This is a genomic window from Flavobacterium sp., from assembly GCF_043780635.1.
Taxonomy (GTDB): Bacteria; Bacteroidota; Bacteroidia; order Flavobacteriales; family Flavobacteriaceae; genus Flavobacterium.
The window spans coordinates 1-15,213 of sequence record NZ_JAYWCK010000127.1; the positions used below are offsets into that span (position 1 = coordinate 1).

Consider the following 15,213-nt stretch of genomic DNA (forward strand, 5'->3'; position numbering starts at 1 on the left):
ACTCTAGGATATTCGTTTCTGTTTTGAGAATAATCTCTTTGCGATTCTGTTCTCTGTGGCGCTGATACTCTAGGATATTCGTTTCTGTTTTGAGAATAACCTCTTTGTGAATCGTTTCTTTGCGGAGTATTTGCTCTTTGAGATTCGGATCTGTTTTGAGAATAACCTCTTTGTGATTCGTTTCTTTGCGGAGTGTTAGCTCTTTGAGATCCGGCTCTGTTGTTAGAATATCCAACTTCATTTCTAGAACCAACATTTCTTGTATTCCTAATTTGGTCTAATTCATGACGATTGTTTACCTGAGAATTTCTTCTTGAAAATGAATATTCAGGATGTTGTCTTTCATAGCCATTAGAACGTCTTGAATTGTATATGTTAGCTGCATAATTGCTACTTCTATAGTTTACATAATTGTAATTGTTATAACTATAATAGGTATTTAAACAATTATTGACATTATAACGGTATCTGAAAATAGGAAACGGATTCCAGGCATAATAAAAGCTTGGATAAAAATTCCAAGACCAAGCGGAATAATAAGGACGATAATTAGACATCCAAAATGAGGCATAAATTAGTGGTGTATAATAATATTCAGGTTCGTAAATATAATTTTGACCATACAGATAAGTGTTACCAACTACTTGTATATGAACATCATTGTCTCTGTCTTTTTCCACTTCGATGGTAGCGACATCTTGATATAAATCACGATCAATTACAGATTGTATAATAATGACGTGAGTACTATTCTCCACTGATTCGATTACGCGTAAATAATCTACCTGATCATCATTATTCAAATCTAAATTTGATATTTGTAATTTTGGATCGTTCAATCGTCTTTCAAAATCCTGAAGGTTTTTTGAATCTCCAAAGATTGAAGCAACAACTCTTAAATCTAAATTATCACTGATTTCAGAATTTAGTGCATTTTCAGAATTTAGTGCATTTACAGTCGTTCTATTTTGCCCTTGCATTTGTGTTGTAAATACTGAAGTTATTAGGGCCAATACTAGTAGTTGAGTTTTCATAATTTATAAGATTAAGTTATTTGATTTTGATTATCCAATTACTGTGCCAATAAATTATATGGGTAAAAGGTAGTGTTTAAATTAACTTATAAGTATCTTTAAAACAGATGATTATTTCTTATTTAATATTATAAAAATAAAATGATTTGGATTATTTTAAATAAAAAAACCAAGAAACAGATTTAACTATTTCTTGGTTTGTAGTTGAATTGTGAGAAACCAGGAAACTATCTTCTTGGACCTTTGGCGCGATATTGTTGAAGCAATTTTCTGTTAAAATCGTCTTCGGCCTTTTTCAATTTTATAATTTTTACTGGAGGTAAAATTCCTTTTAGGCTGGCAATAAATTTTTTCCTAATTTGGTATAAATCATCTTCGTTACTTTCCATTTGGGCAAGAAGGGCAGAAGCTTCTTTATCGCTCATTTTGTCTAAATCATCATCTATTCTATCCTTAAATGCTCTCATTTTTTGATGTCTCAATTCAAACTGTTTGTCATCAAAAGCATTGTAAATAGGCCAAAATTTAGCAGCTTCATCTGGTGTCAATGATAATTCATTAGTAATAAAACCCACTTTTAACGCTTTGATTTGCTCTTTCTTCTCTCCCATAGGCGGTTGTGCAAAGGAGTGAACCGAAAGTAACAGTACAATAATAAGTAGTAGTTTATTTGTTTTCATTTTTATTAATTTAATAAATATTGTTCTAAATTTTTGTTTCCGGAAAGTTCATTTTCTATCGCTTTATCTTCTATATTCAAGTCAATACTAATTTTTTGAATATCCTTTTCGTCAAGAAGATTAACTAAATCTTCATCTGAAACTGTAGAATGATAGGCGATATAATTTTCGAGTGTTACATCATCAATTTCTGCCGAATTACTGTAAAAATAATTGTAAAATGGAATAGTCAATGCCAAAACCATAACAGCTGCAGCAGCAGTATATAACCAAGTTTTTCTGCTAGTAAAAAGCGAAATAATCTTTGGTTCCTTTCTAGGTAATTGTCGCATCATTTTTGCGGAAAAATCCTCAAAGTAATTCTCTGGAGTCGAAAATCCAGTTTTAATTTTTGGTTCGTTTTCTAGTTTAAATGTTTTCATACTATTTGTTAGACTTAATTGAAGTCATAAGGTTTAATTTGTAGTAACAAAAGCTTCTATTTTTTTTACCGCGTGATGATAAGATGCTTTTAAAGCTCCTACTGAAGTTCCCAAAATTTCTGATATTTCTTCGTATTTCAGTTCTTCAAAATATTTCATTTTGAAGATTAATTGTTGTTTTTCAGGTAATAGTACAATTGCTTTTTGCAATTTTATTTGAATTTCATTTCCATCAAAATAGACATCTGCTTTCAGATTATCGATAGTTTTGTTTTGCAATGCTTCTGATGAAATCCCATTTTTTTTTGCTTTTTGATTTAAAAAGGTCAAAGCCTCATTGGTGGCAATTCGATACATCCAAGAAAACAGTTTGCTTTCCCCTTTAAATCTATTTAAATATTGGAACACTTTTACAAATGTATTTTGTAAAACATCATCAGCATCATCGTGGTCTATAACCATATTTCTTATGTGATTATATAAAGGTTTTTGATATTCTTTCAAGAGTTTTTCAAACGCCTGATTTTGCGTCATAGGGTTTAATAATTCCTGAATGAATTCCTTTTCTTCTTGCAAAGCTATAATTTATCAGTTTAGAATGGAATTTATCAAATAGGTTTAATCACAATTAATAAATATTAGAATTCAGAAGGAATTTCTTTCTCAACTTTAGGTTTCGGAGCAATTTCTTCAGTGGGCTTAGGGGCTGCTACTGTTGGTTTTGACACAGCTTTTTGTCGTATTGGAAAATAAATTTCGGTTATCCATTTCGAAGGATTATTTATTTCATTTCTGCCAATTGAATATATTTCAATATGAGAAATTGCTTTATCTGCATTAAGATAATTTGCCCGAATATATTCCAATGTTTTATCCAATGCCTTTTTGGTATGGGAATAATCACCCGTCAAGGTTGTTTTTACGGCTTGGTATGATTGAAGTTTCTCCGATGAAATATCGCTTCCTTCGATAAAGAAAATAGGATCTTTTATAGGAATACAAACCGACATTTTAGTTAGTTCATTAGTAGTGTTATAAGTATGATAAATGACAAAAGGCTTGCCGCTTATTGTAACATTGTTTTTTTTACAGAATGTAGTAATTTTAGAAATTACGATTCCGGAATTTTTGGAAACCTTTGAAAATTCACTAGTAAATGTTTGTGCCAAATAGAAAGTTTCCGGGTTGTTTACCAAACCATTTACTTTTACGGAGTAGGTATTTATTTCATAATCTAGTTTCTTGTCTAAATTAATTAAACTTTTTTCAAACACAGATCCAAAGATTTTCTCCGCTCCGCCATTAAAAGCCGTTAACACTTTAAAGAGAAAACCCATTTTCCCTTTTGCTTTCCAGGATACTTTCGTTTTACCCAAAGTATCTTTGAAACTCATAGAAACATCGGCAGAATTGCCATTAAAATTCATCGTTTGAATGATGCTGTCGTTCTCTTTTATATTTGTCGTTTGTAAATCGCCATCTCCTTGTTTTCCATTCCAAGAACATGAACTGCCCTTACCAATGGTGTTTTTTGAATATGTTATGTTTATGAGAGAATCTTCTGTAGCCAATGAATTCCAATCTCTCCAATTTTTATAATCGTTTACGTAATTATATACGGATGATTTTGGCGAATTAATAATTTTACTTCTTTCTACAGTAAAATTACCTTTTTGTGTTGCAACAAAAATGGATAATGCCACTAAACTAAGCAATAATAATAGAAAGAGGTACTTTAAAATTCTCATAATAAACAGTTTAATTTCTGTTGTAAAGTTAGAAATTTTATCAATACGTTTAACTGACGTAAAAGCATAAAATTACTATTCTCTTACAATTTTAATACTTTTAATTATAATGGTTATAATTGTTTGAATTTAAATTACGATATATCAGAAAGTTGCATTCAAAATAATTGAAAAGCAAAACCTATTAATACTAGTGTGATGTTTGATTTCGTTCCAAATAAATGTTAATTTTTGTGTTATGTTTAAAGAATACATATATTTGTTAAAATATTATTTATAAAACAATTAAAAATCTTTAATAATGAAATTACTTAAAATTGCCGGTATTTTTATGACAGTTGGACTTTCTTTTATTTGTAACGCACAAATAAAGGTTTCTGATTCCAAAACTACCGAAAAAGCACCATTTGAATACGTTGTCGAGCAATTTGCCGACATAAAAGTATTGCGTTACCAAATTCCGGGTTGGGAAAATCTAACACTAAAAGAACAAAAATTAGTGTATTATTTGACTCAAGCAGGCTATTCTGGTCGTGATATAGGTTGGGATCAGCATTATAAAAACAATTTAAAAATTCGTAAAGCTCTCGAGAATATTTATGTAAACTATAAAGGTGACAAATCGTCTCAAGATTGGAAAAACTTTGAAATTTATATAAAAAGAGTATGGTTTGCCAGTGGAATTCACCATCATTATTCTAATGATAAAATTAAGCCAGCATTTTCTGTAGCTTACTTTAATGGTTTAATGAAAGCCACAAAAACAAACTTGGCACCTGCAATTGTAGCTGTTCTATTTAATGATGCCGATGCTAAAAAAGTAAATCTTGATGAATCAAAAGGATTGTTAGAAGGTTCAGCAATCAATTTTTATAGCAAAGGAATTACAGCGAAAGAAGTCGAAGATTTCTATGCTAAAAAAACCAGCCCTGATGCTAAAAGACCTTATTCTTATGGTTTAAATTCTAAATTAGTTCGTAATTCAAAAGGACAATTAGAAGAAAAAATATGGAAAAGCAAAGGAATGTATGGTACTGCGATTGATAAAATCGTTTACTGGTTAGGAAAAGCGCAAAGTGTTGCTGAAAACAAAAAGCAAGGCGATGCTATTGGATTGCTTATTAGTTATTACAAAACGGGAAGTTTAAAAACTTGGGATGATTACAACATCGCCTGGTCACAAGCTACCGATGGAAATATTGACTACATTAACAGCTTCATCGAAGTATATAATGATCCATTAGGATACAGAGGTTCGTATGAAAGCATCGTTCAAATTAAAGATTTTGATATGTCTAAAAAAATGGAGGTGATTTCTAAAAACGCCCAATGGTTTGAAGATAATTCTCCTTTGCTTCCAGAAAATAAAAAGAAAAATGTAGTTGGTGTATCTTATAAAACTGTTGTTGTAGCCGGTGAATCTGGAGATTCTTCCCCTGCAACGCCTATTGGTGTAAACCTACCAAACTCAGATTGGATTCGTGCCGAACACGGTTCGAAATCAGTTTCTTTAGGTAATATCATTGATGCCTATAATAAAGCCGGTGGAAAAGGAAGATTGCAAGAATTTGCAAATGATGCTGAAGAAATTACTTTGGCTGAAAAATACGCTGAATTGGGAGATAAAATGCATACTGCTTTGCACGAAGTGATTGGTCATGCCTCAGGACAAATAAATCCTGGTGTGGGAACTCCAAAAGAAACTTTGAAAAGTTATGCTTCCACTCTTGAAGAAGGAAGAGCTGATTTAGTAGGATTGTATTATGTTTATAATCCAAAATTGCAGGAACTTGGTTTGGTTGACGATTGGAAAAAATTGGGAATGGAATCTTATGATAGCTACATTCGAAATGGTCTAATGACACAACTTATTCGTTTAGAACCAGGAGCAAATATTGAAGAAGCACATATGAGAAACCGTCAGTTTGTGAGTGCTTGGGTTTTCGAAAAAGGAAAAGCCGACAATGTAATCGAGAAATTAACTCGTAACGGAAAAACCTATTTCAATATCACTGACTATGACAAATTACACGATTTGTTTGGACAATTATTGCGTGAAATACAACGAATCAAATCCGAAGGAGATTATGAAGCTGGAAAAGCTTTGGTTGAAAATTTTGGTGTGAAAGTAGATCAAAAACTACATACAGAAGTTTTAGAACGCAATAAACAATTTAATTCGGCTCCATATAGCGGTTTTGTAAATCCAATTTTGGTTTCTAAATTAGATGCAAAAGGAAATATTATTTCGATAAAAGTAACACAGCCAAAATCATTTGCTGAACAAATGTTGAACTATTCAAAAACTTATGGTTTTTTGCCTTTGGAAAATTAGAAAAATAGTTGATTTATAAAGAAAAGGATGTCTTGATGGACATCCTTTTTTTATTGAAAAAACTAAATAATTCTACCTTTTAAAAAATATCTTTATAATAAATAAAATTATGATAAAAAGGATAAACCCAATCAGAATCTTATAATTTCCTTTGTAAAAAGTTTTATGCAACTTTGCATCTTTTCTATAGGCATAAATCATTGCGATAACAAAAGCAACAAAAAAACAGCCTGCAAACACTAATTGACCTTTAGTAAACATAGTTTAAAATATTTTGAGCAAATTTAGGAATTAGTTTAGGAAAACATGCTAATTTGCCACCTCATTTAATCAAATAAAATTATGCAAAAACAAATCAACGCAGTTAAGGAATTTCATACGGCATTTATCATTGGTCACAGCGAAACCCCAATAGGCGATTTGGGCGAAAATAAAAACATGCTTCGTTACAATTTGATGAAAGAAGAAAACGAGGAATATCTTGAAGCCGTTCAGAATAATGATTTGGTAGAAATTGCCGATGCGTTAGGTGATATGATGTACATTCTTTGCGGAACAATAATAGAACACGGGTTGCAACATAAAATTGAAGAAGTTTTTGACGAAATTCAACGCTCTAATATGAGTAAATTAGGTGAAGACGGAAAACCTATTTATCGCGAAGATGGAAAAGTAATGAAAGGTCCTAATTATTTTAAACCTGATTTCTCTAAAATACTTGGAGGAAGATAGCAGATTTCAGACCGCAGACTAAAGGTTGCAGATAGCAGAAAAAAGCAGTTTAAAAATGAAATGAATCATCTTTAAACTGCATTAAATATTTATAATTAATTATTCCAACCTGCAATCTAAAATCTGCAACTTGAAAACTAAACCTTAACTGTCCAACCAAAAGTATCTTCGGCGAGTTTGTGCTGGATGTTTGTTAATTTATCTTTCAGTTGTAATGCAACTGAATTTTCTATTTTTGGCAATTCATAATAAACATCTTGGTACGAAAATCCTATAATTGGGTTCACAACAGCAGCAGTTCCAGCTCCAAAAATTTCTTTCAAGCTACCGTTTTTGGCACCTTCAACAATTTCAGAAACTAAAACGGGACGAACTTCTACTTTGATATTTTCTCTTTTCGCTAAATCAATTAAGCTTTTTCGAGTCACACCATCAAGAATTCTTTCGCTGACAGGAGCAGTATATAAAGTATCATTTATTCTAAAAAATACATTCATTGTTCCGGCTTCTTCCAATTTAGTATGCGTTGCGTCATCGGTCCAAATTACTTGTTGGAAACCTGCTTTATTAGCTAAATTTGTTGGGTAAAATTGTGCAGCATAATTTCCTGCTGCTTTTGCAGCACCAATACCACCGTTTGCGGCTCTACTGAAATGTTCCGCAATTAACACTTTTACTTCACCTGAATAGTATGATTTTGCAGGTGATAGAAGAATCATAAATTTATAATCATCTGAAGGATTTGCAATTACTCCCGTTCCGGTAGCAATCATAAATGGTCTGATGTACATTGTGTTTCCTTTTCCTTTTTTAATCCATGCTTCGTCTAATTGCAACAGTTGTTTCAGTCCTTCCATAAAAATTTCTTCAGGAACTTCAGGCATGGCCATTCTTGTTGCAGAATTATTGAAACGGTGATAATTTTCATCAGGTCTAAATAGCCAAACGGCATCATTATCATCTTTATATGCCTTCATCCCTTCAAAAATTGCTTGACCATAATGAAAAACTTTTGCTGAAGGATCCAATAAAAATGGAGCATATGGTTTGATGATTGATTTTTGCCATTCGCCATTAGTAAAATCACACTCGAAAAAATGATCTGTAAAAACTTCGCCAAAATGTAAATTATCAAAATCCACATCTTTTATTTTTGAAGTTGCGGCTTTTATTATTTCAATTTTGTTTGTTTGTGTTGCACTCATAATTAGTTATTCTATTAAGATATTGTATTTAGTAAGATGATGGTATGCGAATTTGTATTTGCAAAATTAAATAAAAAACATCAAATTACTTGTCAAAAAAACATTAATTATAGCATTTAACTGAGATTTATTTATATTCTAAAAAAAATGAAAAATGTAGAGTTTTTTTATGGAATAACTAAAAAATAGGAGTTATTGATAGTTAAACCTAAATTGGATTTAATTAAATTTGGCAATCAATTGCTTGTTTAAGGCAAAAAACCTCCATACTATTTTGAAAAGAGAAATAATAAAAACTGCTGACGGTTCAACAACCATTCAACTTAATGATTGGAACGAATGTTATCATTCTAAATTTGGTGCCATTCAAGAAGCCCAACACGTTTTTATAAAAAAGGGACTTTCGTTATTCGAAAGTAAATCAATTTCTATTTTGGAAATAGGTTTTGGTACGGGTTTAAATGCCTTTATCACTTTTTTGGAATCGAAAAAGCTAAATCAAACTATAGATTATGATGGAGTAGAAGCCTATCCGATTTCTGCCGATGAAGTGCTGTCTATGAATTATGTTTCAGAATTAAATGCTAAAAACGAAAGTTCCATCTTCGAAAAAATGCACGAATGCAACTGGGAAGAACAAATCATTTTGAGACAAGATTTTTTGTTAACCAAAAGAAAGCAGTTTTTTGCCGACATTGATGACATAGAAAAGTTCGACTTGATTTATTTTGATGCTTTTGGTTACAACGTTCAACCCGAATTATGGAGTACGGCAATTTTTCAAAAAATGTACAATGCGCTAAAACAAAATGGAATATTAGTTACATATGCGGCTCGAGGAGTTGTAAAAAGGAGTATGAAAGAAGTAGGTTTTGAAGTTGAAAAGCTCGAAGGACCGCCAGGCAAAAGGGAAATGTTTCGAGCAAGAAAAAACTAATTTTTTTTTAAAATAAATATTACTTTTGAGACAATAAAAAAATGTAATTTTACGTTATTGGATTGTATCAATTTCATAAACTAAAATATTTTTTTGCAATGCTCGAATAATCAGAATCTAACCCTAAACTTTAATATTATATGTCTAAAGTAATGTTTGATTATACCAAATCAGTACTCGAAAGAGTCAGTTTTGATCCCATACTTTTTTGCAAAGAATTAGAAAAAGCAATAAAGGCTTTGTTACCCTACGAAATGGAGTTATTACGAGAATGGCTTTTAAATTTTATAATCGAAAAACCGGAATTAAAACAATGCCTATTAATAGTAAATAATTAAATAAGAAAGAACCCAAAAGGTTCTTTTTTTCATGATTATTATTCTGACAATTCTATTTACTTTCCTTTTCGGATAATTTATTTTATATATGATAATTCTTATGTAAAATGATAAAATGTGTCAATAAACGTGTTTTTTAGTACTTAATCGGATATTTTTACTGATTTTTATAAAAGTTATGGTTTATTTAATCTACCTTTATACTATGTTCATATAAGATAACCCCCCTAATCTATTTTATTATGCCCTACAGAATGATATATGATTACACGAAAATTGTACTTGAAAAAGTGAGTATCGACCCTACGCTTTTTCGTAAGGAATTAAGAAAAGCAAATAAAAATTTATTGCCTTACGAAATTGAACAATTGAGAATCTGGCTGGAACACTTCACTGAAGGAAGGCCTGAACTTAAACAACATCTGAGTATTGTGAATTAGTAATTATAAAAAGGATTCGTTTCGACGAATCCTTTTTTTTATTTCTTCTGGATCGGACTTATGATTTGGACATTCTGGAAAGTAATCGCTCCTTTTACAACTCCTGAAATGGTATTTCTAAGAGCCTCAATAATATGAATTTTTAGTTCACTTTTTGGATAAATCAGACTTACTTCTCGGGCTGGTTTTGGTTCTTTGAATTGTCTTAATTTTGATTTTTCTTTTTCCTTTAAATCTAATGTATGTAAGTAGGGAAGAAGTGTTGTTCCCAATCCTTCGTCAGCCAATTTTATCAAGGTTTCAAAACTGCCACTTTCTAGCTGAAATGAATTTCTGGTAGAAATATCCTGATTTTTACATAAATTTAAAATTCCATCACGAAAACAATGTCCATCCTGCAAAAGCAAAATTTCATCAAGATTTAAATCCGAAACTTCTATTTCATTTTTTTGTGAAATGCTGAAATTATCAGGGACATAAGCTACAAATGGTTCATAATAAAGAACTATTTCTTTAATTTTCTCGTCCTCCAAAGGTGTTGCTGCAATAGCTGCATCAAGATGACCGTTTTTTAAACGGAGAATAATTTCATCGGTGTTTAACTCTTCGATGATGAGTCTAATTTTTGGATATTTTTTGATAAAATTATTCAGGAACATTGGTAAAAGTGTAGGCATAATTGTTGGAATTATTCCCAAACGGAATTCACCGCCTATAAATCCTTTTTGATATTCGACAATATCTTTTATTTTGCCAGCTTCATTGACTATATTTTTTGCCTGTTCCACTATTTTTTGACCAATAGCTGTAAGTTGAATGGGTTTTTTGCTTCGGTCAAATATCAATATATTAAGTTCTTCCTCAATTTTTTGAATTTGCATGCTCAGTGTGGGTTGCGTAACGAAACATTTTTCGGCGGCAAGCGTGAAATTTCTGTGTTCGGCAACAGCCAAAACATATTGTAATTGTGTAATTGTCATTAAAATAGTATTTTATGATGCAAAGATAAAAAACTATAATTTTTAATTATGGTTGTTTTTAAATAAATTTGTTAATTTTTTTATTCTATCTTTGGATTACTTTAGAAAAGAACTAAACAATGAGCGATTTTTACAAGAAAATATTAGACAATAATAAAAAGTGGGTGGAAAATTCTTTAGCACTTGATCCCAATTTTTTTCAAGATTTGGCTAAACAACAAACGCCTCCTTTATTATGGATTGGTTGTTCGGATAGCAGGGTTCCTGCTAATGAAATAGTTGGTGCTAAACCAGGTGATGTTTTTGTGCATCGAAATATTGCTAATATGGTTATTCATAGTGATATGAATATGTTAAGTGTATTGGATTATGCAGTCAATGTTTTAAAGGTTAAACATGTTATTGTTTGTGGGCATTATGGTTGCGGTGGAGTATTGGCGGCCATGAATAACCAGTCGATTGGTATAATTGATAACTGGATTCGTCATATCAAAGATATTTATCGTTTGCATCAGGCTCATTTGGATTCTATTGAAGATAAAACCGATCGTTTTAATGCTTTTGTTGAAGTTAATGTGAAGGAACAGGTATTTGATTTGGCTAAAACATCTATCGTTCAGTCCGCCTGGAAAAACGGGCAAGATTTAACACTTCATGGATGGGCGTATGGATTGAATTCTGGATTTGTAACTGACTTAGATGTGAATATAAGTTCCGATGTAGATTTAGATGAAGTCTATCAATTGAAGTTTTAATGGGACGAAATATATTTAAAGATTTTAAAACTGCTTTCGGGCAGTTTTTTATTTATCAATATTAATAAAATTAATCTTCGTTCTCCAGATTTTCATTAAAAGAAGAGGGCAAGAGTGTTGGGATAAATTTGATAAAAATAGGAAGCAATAAACTACCACCTGGAAACAAAAATATTGCTAAAGATGGAATGGTTTTGCATATGTCCAACAATTGTTTTCGTACTTTCTTCTTTTCTTTTTCATTCAAATCTCTTCGGGTAGAATACGCCAATAACACCATCAATTCCTTACTTTCAAGGATTTCCTTCACTAATCTGTTTTTGTTGCGGGTAAGGAGTTTAATTACGGTTTGTGTAGTCTGGTCATAAAAATGTTTGACCGGATTGGAGTAATTGAAATAAGGAATTTCATTCTTGTATTTTGTAATAAATTCATTTGTTTTTTCGATGCTTTCTGTAACAAAATTATCAGGAACTTCCATTAATTCGGCTAATTTATGTAGAAAATAAGCTTCGTTTTTTTCGATTATTCCGTCACTCCATAAAGCCATTCCTGCCATATCAACAAGATATTGTTTTTCTAATTCGTTTGTGAAATAATCCAATTTCAATTCATCTATACCAAAACTTTGGGACTTCGCATTCACTTTTGAAAATTTGCTATAACGAACGGATGACTCAAATAGTTTAATCAACAAATCGTCGTATTTAGACTTGTTGGATTTGGTTTTTAATGCCAGCGAAACAATGCTGATGATGGCTTCTTCTATTTTTTTTAGGTATTTTTCCGGAATTGCTCCGTGAATTAAGTATTGGCGAAAAGCCAAAACATCTATAAACAGCAAAGCATTGGTCACGATATGGGAAAAGTTTTTGCTAATGATGTCGATATTGGTTTGAACCCGACTGTCGATTATTTTTTCCAAGTTTAGAGAAGGAGAACTACCAGGTAATACCTTTCTAAACAAATTAAACCCTTGAGGATTCATTTCGTTGTAGAAAGCCACCACTTTTAAAACAAAGTTATCGGGATTTCTTTCTTGAGTCGTTAGTTTATAAATGCCATGCAAAGTATTGAGTAGGGCAACTTTAGAAATCTCGTTTTCAAGCCAACCTTTTGTTTCAATTGAAATTTCGGTGTCAAAAGAAACAATGTGACCGTAGATAAATCCTGTTTCCCTGACTTTTTTGTAAAACAGGTGGGGATGCGTCTCAGCAGGAAGCAAAGATTGTTTTTGCTTCAGAAAAAATTTGTCTATCCAGCCAGTTGCTGATGGGTTAATCATTGCTTTGTTTTAAATTGCAAAGCTATGTTTTTTTGTGGTTTTTGTATTATTTTAAAATTAAAAAACCGTCTCGTTTCTATAAACAAGACGGTTTCGTATGAATTTTTTTATTCTCTTATTTGATAATAGCGGAACAAGCAACTCTAGCTCCAGCATTTCCTGCGGGTTGTGTAACAAAATCATCAGCACCCTGATGCACAATTAAACCTTTTCCAAGAATGTTTTTAGTGGCATCTTCTCCGCCAATGCTCCATTCATCAGTAGTTAAGGTGATGGTTCCGTTTCCTTTTTCATCTGCTATGAAATTGCCAATATCGCCTCTGTGGTATTCGCCAACTCTCCATTGTCCGTGTTTTTTGAATGTTGGATTCCAATGCCCTCCGGCAGAACTTCCATCAGCAGCGGTGCAATCTGATTTTTCGTGAATATGAATGGCGTGAATACCCGGTTTTAATCCGGCTAATTTAGCAACAAAAGTCACTTTGCCTTTCTTTTCAGTGAATGTGGCAGTTCCAGTTACGGTACTGTTGCTTTTGGATTCAAAAGTGATGCTTAAATTTTTAGAATCACCAGAATTTCCTTTTGTTTTGCATCCAATGATTACGGCGATAATTAGCACGATAGAGAAGATTACTTTTTTCATAGTATTGGTATTAATTGTTTATTACAATATTAGTCATTAATGCGAGATAAATAATTAAAGTTATCTTAAAATTGACTTGAACCTTTACTGATGCTTTTTATCATTTTCAAAGTGTTTTTTTATGGTAAATAATCAGTTGAATTTTTCATACTCTTTTCACGCACTATAGTGGGCTTTGGGTGGGCTTTGAGTGGGCTTTGATATGACGTTTGAATCGTCTTTTAATTATAAATATAATCCTACTTTTTTCTATGCTTCTATAATTATTAACCTTTGTCAAAGTTTTGAACTTTGACAAAGGATTGTTTTGAATTATATATGTCGATGTTGAATGTGTTATTTAGCCTTTTAGATCTGTTATTGTGACTCTTTTTTTACTTATATGCTTCTTTAAATTAGCTGCTTTATCAAGCTGAGTTGGGGTTATTTCTTCTGAAGAGGCAGCAATAAATTCCTTTGGAGTATTCCCAGTATGTTTTTTAAATGCGACATAAAAGGCCGATTTAGAGTGAAAACCTGATTTATGTGATTTAACCTCGATCGTGTGATGGAAGCTGTAACTAAACGATCAGGCGATAAATAAAACCAAAGTTTTAAAAACTAACGGTCATCTCCTGAGCAATCTGGTTTGGTGACCGTTTTTTTAAACTTTAAAGTCTAAATAGAATAAAAATAAATTATGCGTATTTGCGGATTTTTATTCTAAATCTTTGTCCCCAACGGATTGATAGAGTAAATTTGCACTCAAAATTTATTTATTCATTTAGATTTCCACCCATTGAAAACAAATTTATTTAAGATTATAGTTTTACTGTTCCCACTAATTGTTTTAGCACAATCTCCCAAGCAAAAAGAAGTTACCCATCAAACCCAAACTTGGGTTTCTCTCAATTCAGTTACCAAATTCAGCGAGCATTGGGGCATTGCTGCGGATGTTCATCTTAGAACCAATGATTTTTTTCAAGACAACAATTTTTTCTTTTTAAGAGGTGGTATTGCCTATATTCCGAATTCCAAATTTTCATTTACTGGAGGTTATGCTCATATGTGGTTGGCACCAAAAAATCCTACTTGGAGCACTTTTTCGGATGAAAATAGAATTTATCAACAAGTTCAAATGAACACTAAATCAGGAAATGTTAGTATTCTTCAAAGGTTGAGAAACGAACAACGTTGGCAGGAAAAAATTGTCAATGATGCGGAAACGGGTGAAAATCGTTTCACGGATAGAGTGCGGTATTTGATTAGTGTTACTATTCCTGTTTTTAAGAAAAAAACGGCACCCTCACTTGTAGTTTCGGATGAATTATTAATTCAGTTTGGAAAAGAAAATGTATATAACACTTTTGATCAAAACCGTTTTTTTGTTGGAATAAAACAATCCATAAATCCTAAATTGAGTTTTGATTTTGGCTATATGAATGTATATCAACAAAGAATTACGGGATACCAGTATGATATGAATCATACACTAAGATTGTTTTTTTATCTTAACACCAGTCTAAAATCTAAAAAATCTACAGTACAACCAGTTCCTGGAGCTTCAGGTCACGATTAATACTTATATGTAAATACTATATCTAACCCGTTGGGTGCAATTAAATTATTTGTGTTTTAATATTGTTTATTGGTCTTTCAAAAATAAATTTATTGATGAATTGCACCAAAGTTAATGCTGT

Annotated in this window: 16 protein-coding genes; 7 read left to right on the forward strand and 9 right to left on the reverse strand. The window is 31.6% G+C overall.

The genetic code is table 11. The features are described 5' to 3' along the window. From ACH2BV_RS11560 to ACH2BV_RS11580, 5 genes are all read right to left on the reverse strand, one after another. The coding region (locus tag ACH2BV_RS11560; protein WP_395050887.1) for a hypothetical protein at window positions 1-1,034 on the reverse strand (1,034 nt) is incomplete at its 3' end. A 227-nt stretch (window positions 1,035-1,261) separates the two neighbouring features. Then, window positions 1,262-1,714, reverse strand: a complete 453-nt coding sequence (locus tag ACH2BV_RS11565; RefSeq protein WP_395050888.1) for a sensor of ECF-type sigma factor — start codon at window positions 1,712-1,714, stop codon at window positions 1,262-1,264. A 5-nt stretch (window positions 1,715-1,719) separates the two neighbouring features. Beyond that, complete coding sequence (locus ACH2BV_RS11570; protein ID WP_395050889.1) at window positions 1,720-2,136, reverse strand: hypothetical protein; 417 nt, start codon at window positions 2,134-2,136, stop codon at window positions 1,720-1,722. 33 nt (window positions 2,137-2,169) lie between these two features. Further along, window positions 2,170-2,712 carry an RNA polymerase sigma factor gene (locus ACH2BV_RS11575; RefSeq protein ID WP_395050890.1) on the reverse strand — a complete coding sequence of 181 codons (543 nt, stop codon included), beginning with the start codon at window positions 2,710-2,712 and terminating at the stop codon, window positions 2,170-2,172. 62 nt (window positions 2,713-2,774) lie between these two features. Further along, window positions 2,775-3,884 carry a GyrI-like domain-containing protein gene (locus ACH2BV_RS11580; RefSeq protein WP_395050891.1) on the reverse strand — a complete coding sequence of 370 codons (1,110 nt, stop codon included), beginning with the start codon at window positions 3,882-3,884 and terminating at the stop codon, window positions 2,775-2,777. Window positions 3,885-4,215: 331 nt separating this feature from the next. On the opposite strand from ACH2BV_RS11580, the gene ACH2BV_RS11585 reads away from it, so the two are divergent. Then, window positions 4,216-6,219 carry a dihydrofolate reductase gene (locus tag ACH2BV_RS11585; protein ID WP_395050902.1) on the forward strand — a complete coding sequence of 668 codons (2,004 nt, stop codon included), beginning with the start codon at window positions 4,216-4,218 and terminating at the stop codon, window positions 6,217-6,219. A gap of 342 nt (window positions 6,220-6,561) precedes the next feature. Then, the gene (locus ACH2BV_RS11590; protein ID WP_395050892.1) at window positions 6,562-6,951 is read left to right on the forward strand and encodes a hypothetical protein; all 390 of its coding nucleotides are present in this window, start codon (window positions 6,562-6,564) and stop codon (window positions 6,949-6,951) included. A gap of 137 nt (window positions 6,952-7,088) precedes the next feature. Here the strand turns inward: ACH2BV_RS11590 and ACH2BV_RS11595 are convergent, their stop codons facing one another. Continuing rightward, on the reverse strand, window positions 7,089-8,156 hold the full coding sequence (locus ACH2BV_RS11595) for a branched-chain amino acid aminotransferase (RefSeq protein ID WP_395050893.1): 1,068 nt from the start codon (window positions 8,154-8,156) through the stop codon (window positions 7,089-7,091). Between the two features lie 274 nt (window positions 8,157-8,430). Between ACH2BV_RS11595 and mnmD the strand changes: the two genes are divergently transcribed. The 3 genes from mnmD (at window position 8,431) to ACH2BV_RS11610 (ending at window position 9,871) form a co-directional block, all read left to right on the forward strand. Further along, window positions 8,431-9,093, forward strand: coding sequence for a tRNA (5-methylaminomethyl-2-thiouridine)(34)-methyltransferase MnmD (gene mnmD, locus ACH2BV_RS11600; protein WP_395050894.1), 663 nt, complete (start codon window positions 8,431-8,433; stop codon window positions 9,091-9,093). Window positions 9,094-9,233: 140 nt separating this feature from the next. Continuing rightward, window positions 9,234-9,431 carry a hypothetical protein gene (locus tag ACH2BV_RS11605; RefSeq protein ID WP_395050895.1) on the forward strand — a complete coding sequence of 66 codons (198 nt, stop codon included), beginning with the start codon at window positions 9,234-9,236 and terminating at the stop codon, window positions 9,429-9,431. 242 nt (window positions 9,432-9,673) lie between these two features. After that, the gene (locus tag ACH2BV_RS11610; RefSeq protein WP_395050896.1) at window positions 9,674-9,871 is read left to right on the forward strand and encodes a hypothetical protein; all 198 of its coding nucleotides are present in this window, start codon (window positions 9,674-9,676) and stop codon (window positions 9,869-9,871) included. A 38-nt stretch (window positions 9,872-9,909) separates the two neighbouring features. Here ACH2BV_RS11610 and ACH2BV_RS11615 read toward each other — a convergent pair whose 3' ends face one another. Further along, window positions 9,910-10,851, reverse strand: coding sequence for a LysR substrate-binding domain-containing protein (locus ACH2BV_RS11615; RefSeq protein WP_395050897.1), 942 nt, complete (start codon window positions 10,849-10,851; stop codon window positions 9,910-9,912). Window positions 10,852-10,970: 119 nt separating this feature from the next. On the opposite strand from ACH2BV_RS11615, the gene can reads away from it, so the two are divergent. Further along, window positions 10,971-11,606: a carbonate dehydratase gene (can, locus tag ACH2BV_RS11620; RefSeq protein ID WP_395050898.1), complete on the forward strand. Its 636-nt coding sequence runs from the start codon at window positions 10,971-10,973 to the stop codon at window positions 11,604-11,606. A gap of 70 nt (window positions 11,607-11,676) precedes the next feature. Here the strand turns inward: can and ACH2BV_RS11625 are convergent, their stop codons facing one another. Beyond that, window positions 11,677-12,891 carry an LETM1-related biofilm-associated protein gene (locus ACH2BV_RS11625; RefSeq protein WP_395050899.1) on the reverse strand — a complete coding sequence of 405 codons (1,215 nt, stop codon included), beginning with the start codon at window positions 12,889-12,891 and terminating at the stop codon, window positions 11,677-11,679. Between the two features lie 115 nt (window positions 12,892-13,006). After that, window positions 13,007-13,534 (reverse strand): superoxide dismutase family protein, encoded by a 528-nt coding sequence (locus tag ACH2BV_RS11630; protein WP_395050900.1) that lies wholly within the window; start codon window positions 13,532-13,534, stop codon window positions 13,007-13,009. Window positions 13,535-14,312: 778 nt separating this feature from the next. On the opposite strand from ACH2BV_RS11630, the gene ACH2BV_RS11635 reads away from it, so the two are divergent. Further along, on the forward strand, window positions 14,313-15,092 hold the full coding sequence (locus ACH2BV_RS11635) for a DUF2490 domain-containing protein (RefSeq protein WP_395050901.1): 780 nt from the start codon (window positions 14,313-14,315) through the stop codon (window positions 15,090-15,092). Window positions 15,093-15,213 lie beyond the last annotated feature (121 nt).

Excerpts from the sequence above, each read along its gene's own strand:
- ACH2BV_RS11565 (WP_395050888.1), bottom strand. The coding sequence starts at position 1,714 with ATGAAAACAAATAAACTACTACTTATTATTGTACTGTTACTTTCGGTT.
- ACH2BV_RS11570 (WP_395050889.1), bottom strand. The coding sequence starts at position 2,136 with ATGAAAACATTTAAACTAGAAAACGAACCAAAAATTAAAACTGGATTT.
- ACH2BV_RS11580 (WP_395050891.1), bottom strand. The coding sequence starts at position 3,884 with ATGAGAATTTTAAAGTACCTCTTTCTATTATTATTGCTTAGTTTAGTG.
- ACH2BV_RS11585 (WP_395050902.1), top strand. The coding sequence starts at position 4,216 with ATGACAGTTGGACTTTCTTTTATTTGTAACGCACAAATAAAGGTTTCT.
- ACH2BV_RS11590 (WP_395050892.1), top strand. The coding sequence starts at position 6,562 with ATGCAAAAACAAATCAACGCAGTTAAGGAATTTCATACGGCATTTATC.
- ACH2BV_RS11595 (WP_395050893.1), bottom strand. The coding sequence starts at position 8,156 with ATGAGTGCAACACAAACAAACAAAATTGAAATAATAAAAGCCGCAACT.
- ACH2BV_RS11605 (WP_395050895.1), top strand. The coding sequence starts at position 9,234 with ATGTCTAAAGTAATGTTTGATTATACCAAATCAGTACTCGAAAGAGTC.
- ACH2BV_RS11610 (WP_395050896.1), top strand. The coding sequence starts at position 9,674 with ATGCCCTACAGAATGATATATGATTACACGAAAATTGTACTTGAAAAA.
- ACH2BV_RS11615 (WP_395050897.1), bottom strand. The coding sequence starts at position 10,851 with ATGACAATTACACAATTACAATATGTTTTGGCTGTTGCCGAACACAGA.
- can (WP_395050898.1), top strand. The coding sequence starts at position 10,971 with ATGAGCGATTTTTACAAGAAAATATTAGACAATAATAAAAAGTGGGTG.
- ACH2BV_RS11625 (WP_395050899.1), bottom strand. The coding sequence starts at position 12,891 with ATGATTAACCCATCAGCAACTGGCTGGATAGACAAATTTTTTCTGAAG.
- ACH2BV_RS11630 (WP_395050900.1), bottom strand. The coding sequence starts at position 13,534 with ATGAAAAAAGTAATCTTCTCTATCGTGCTAATTATCGCCGTAATCATT.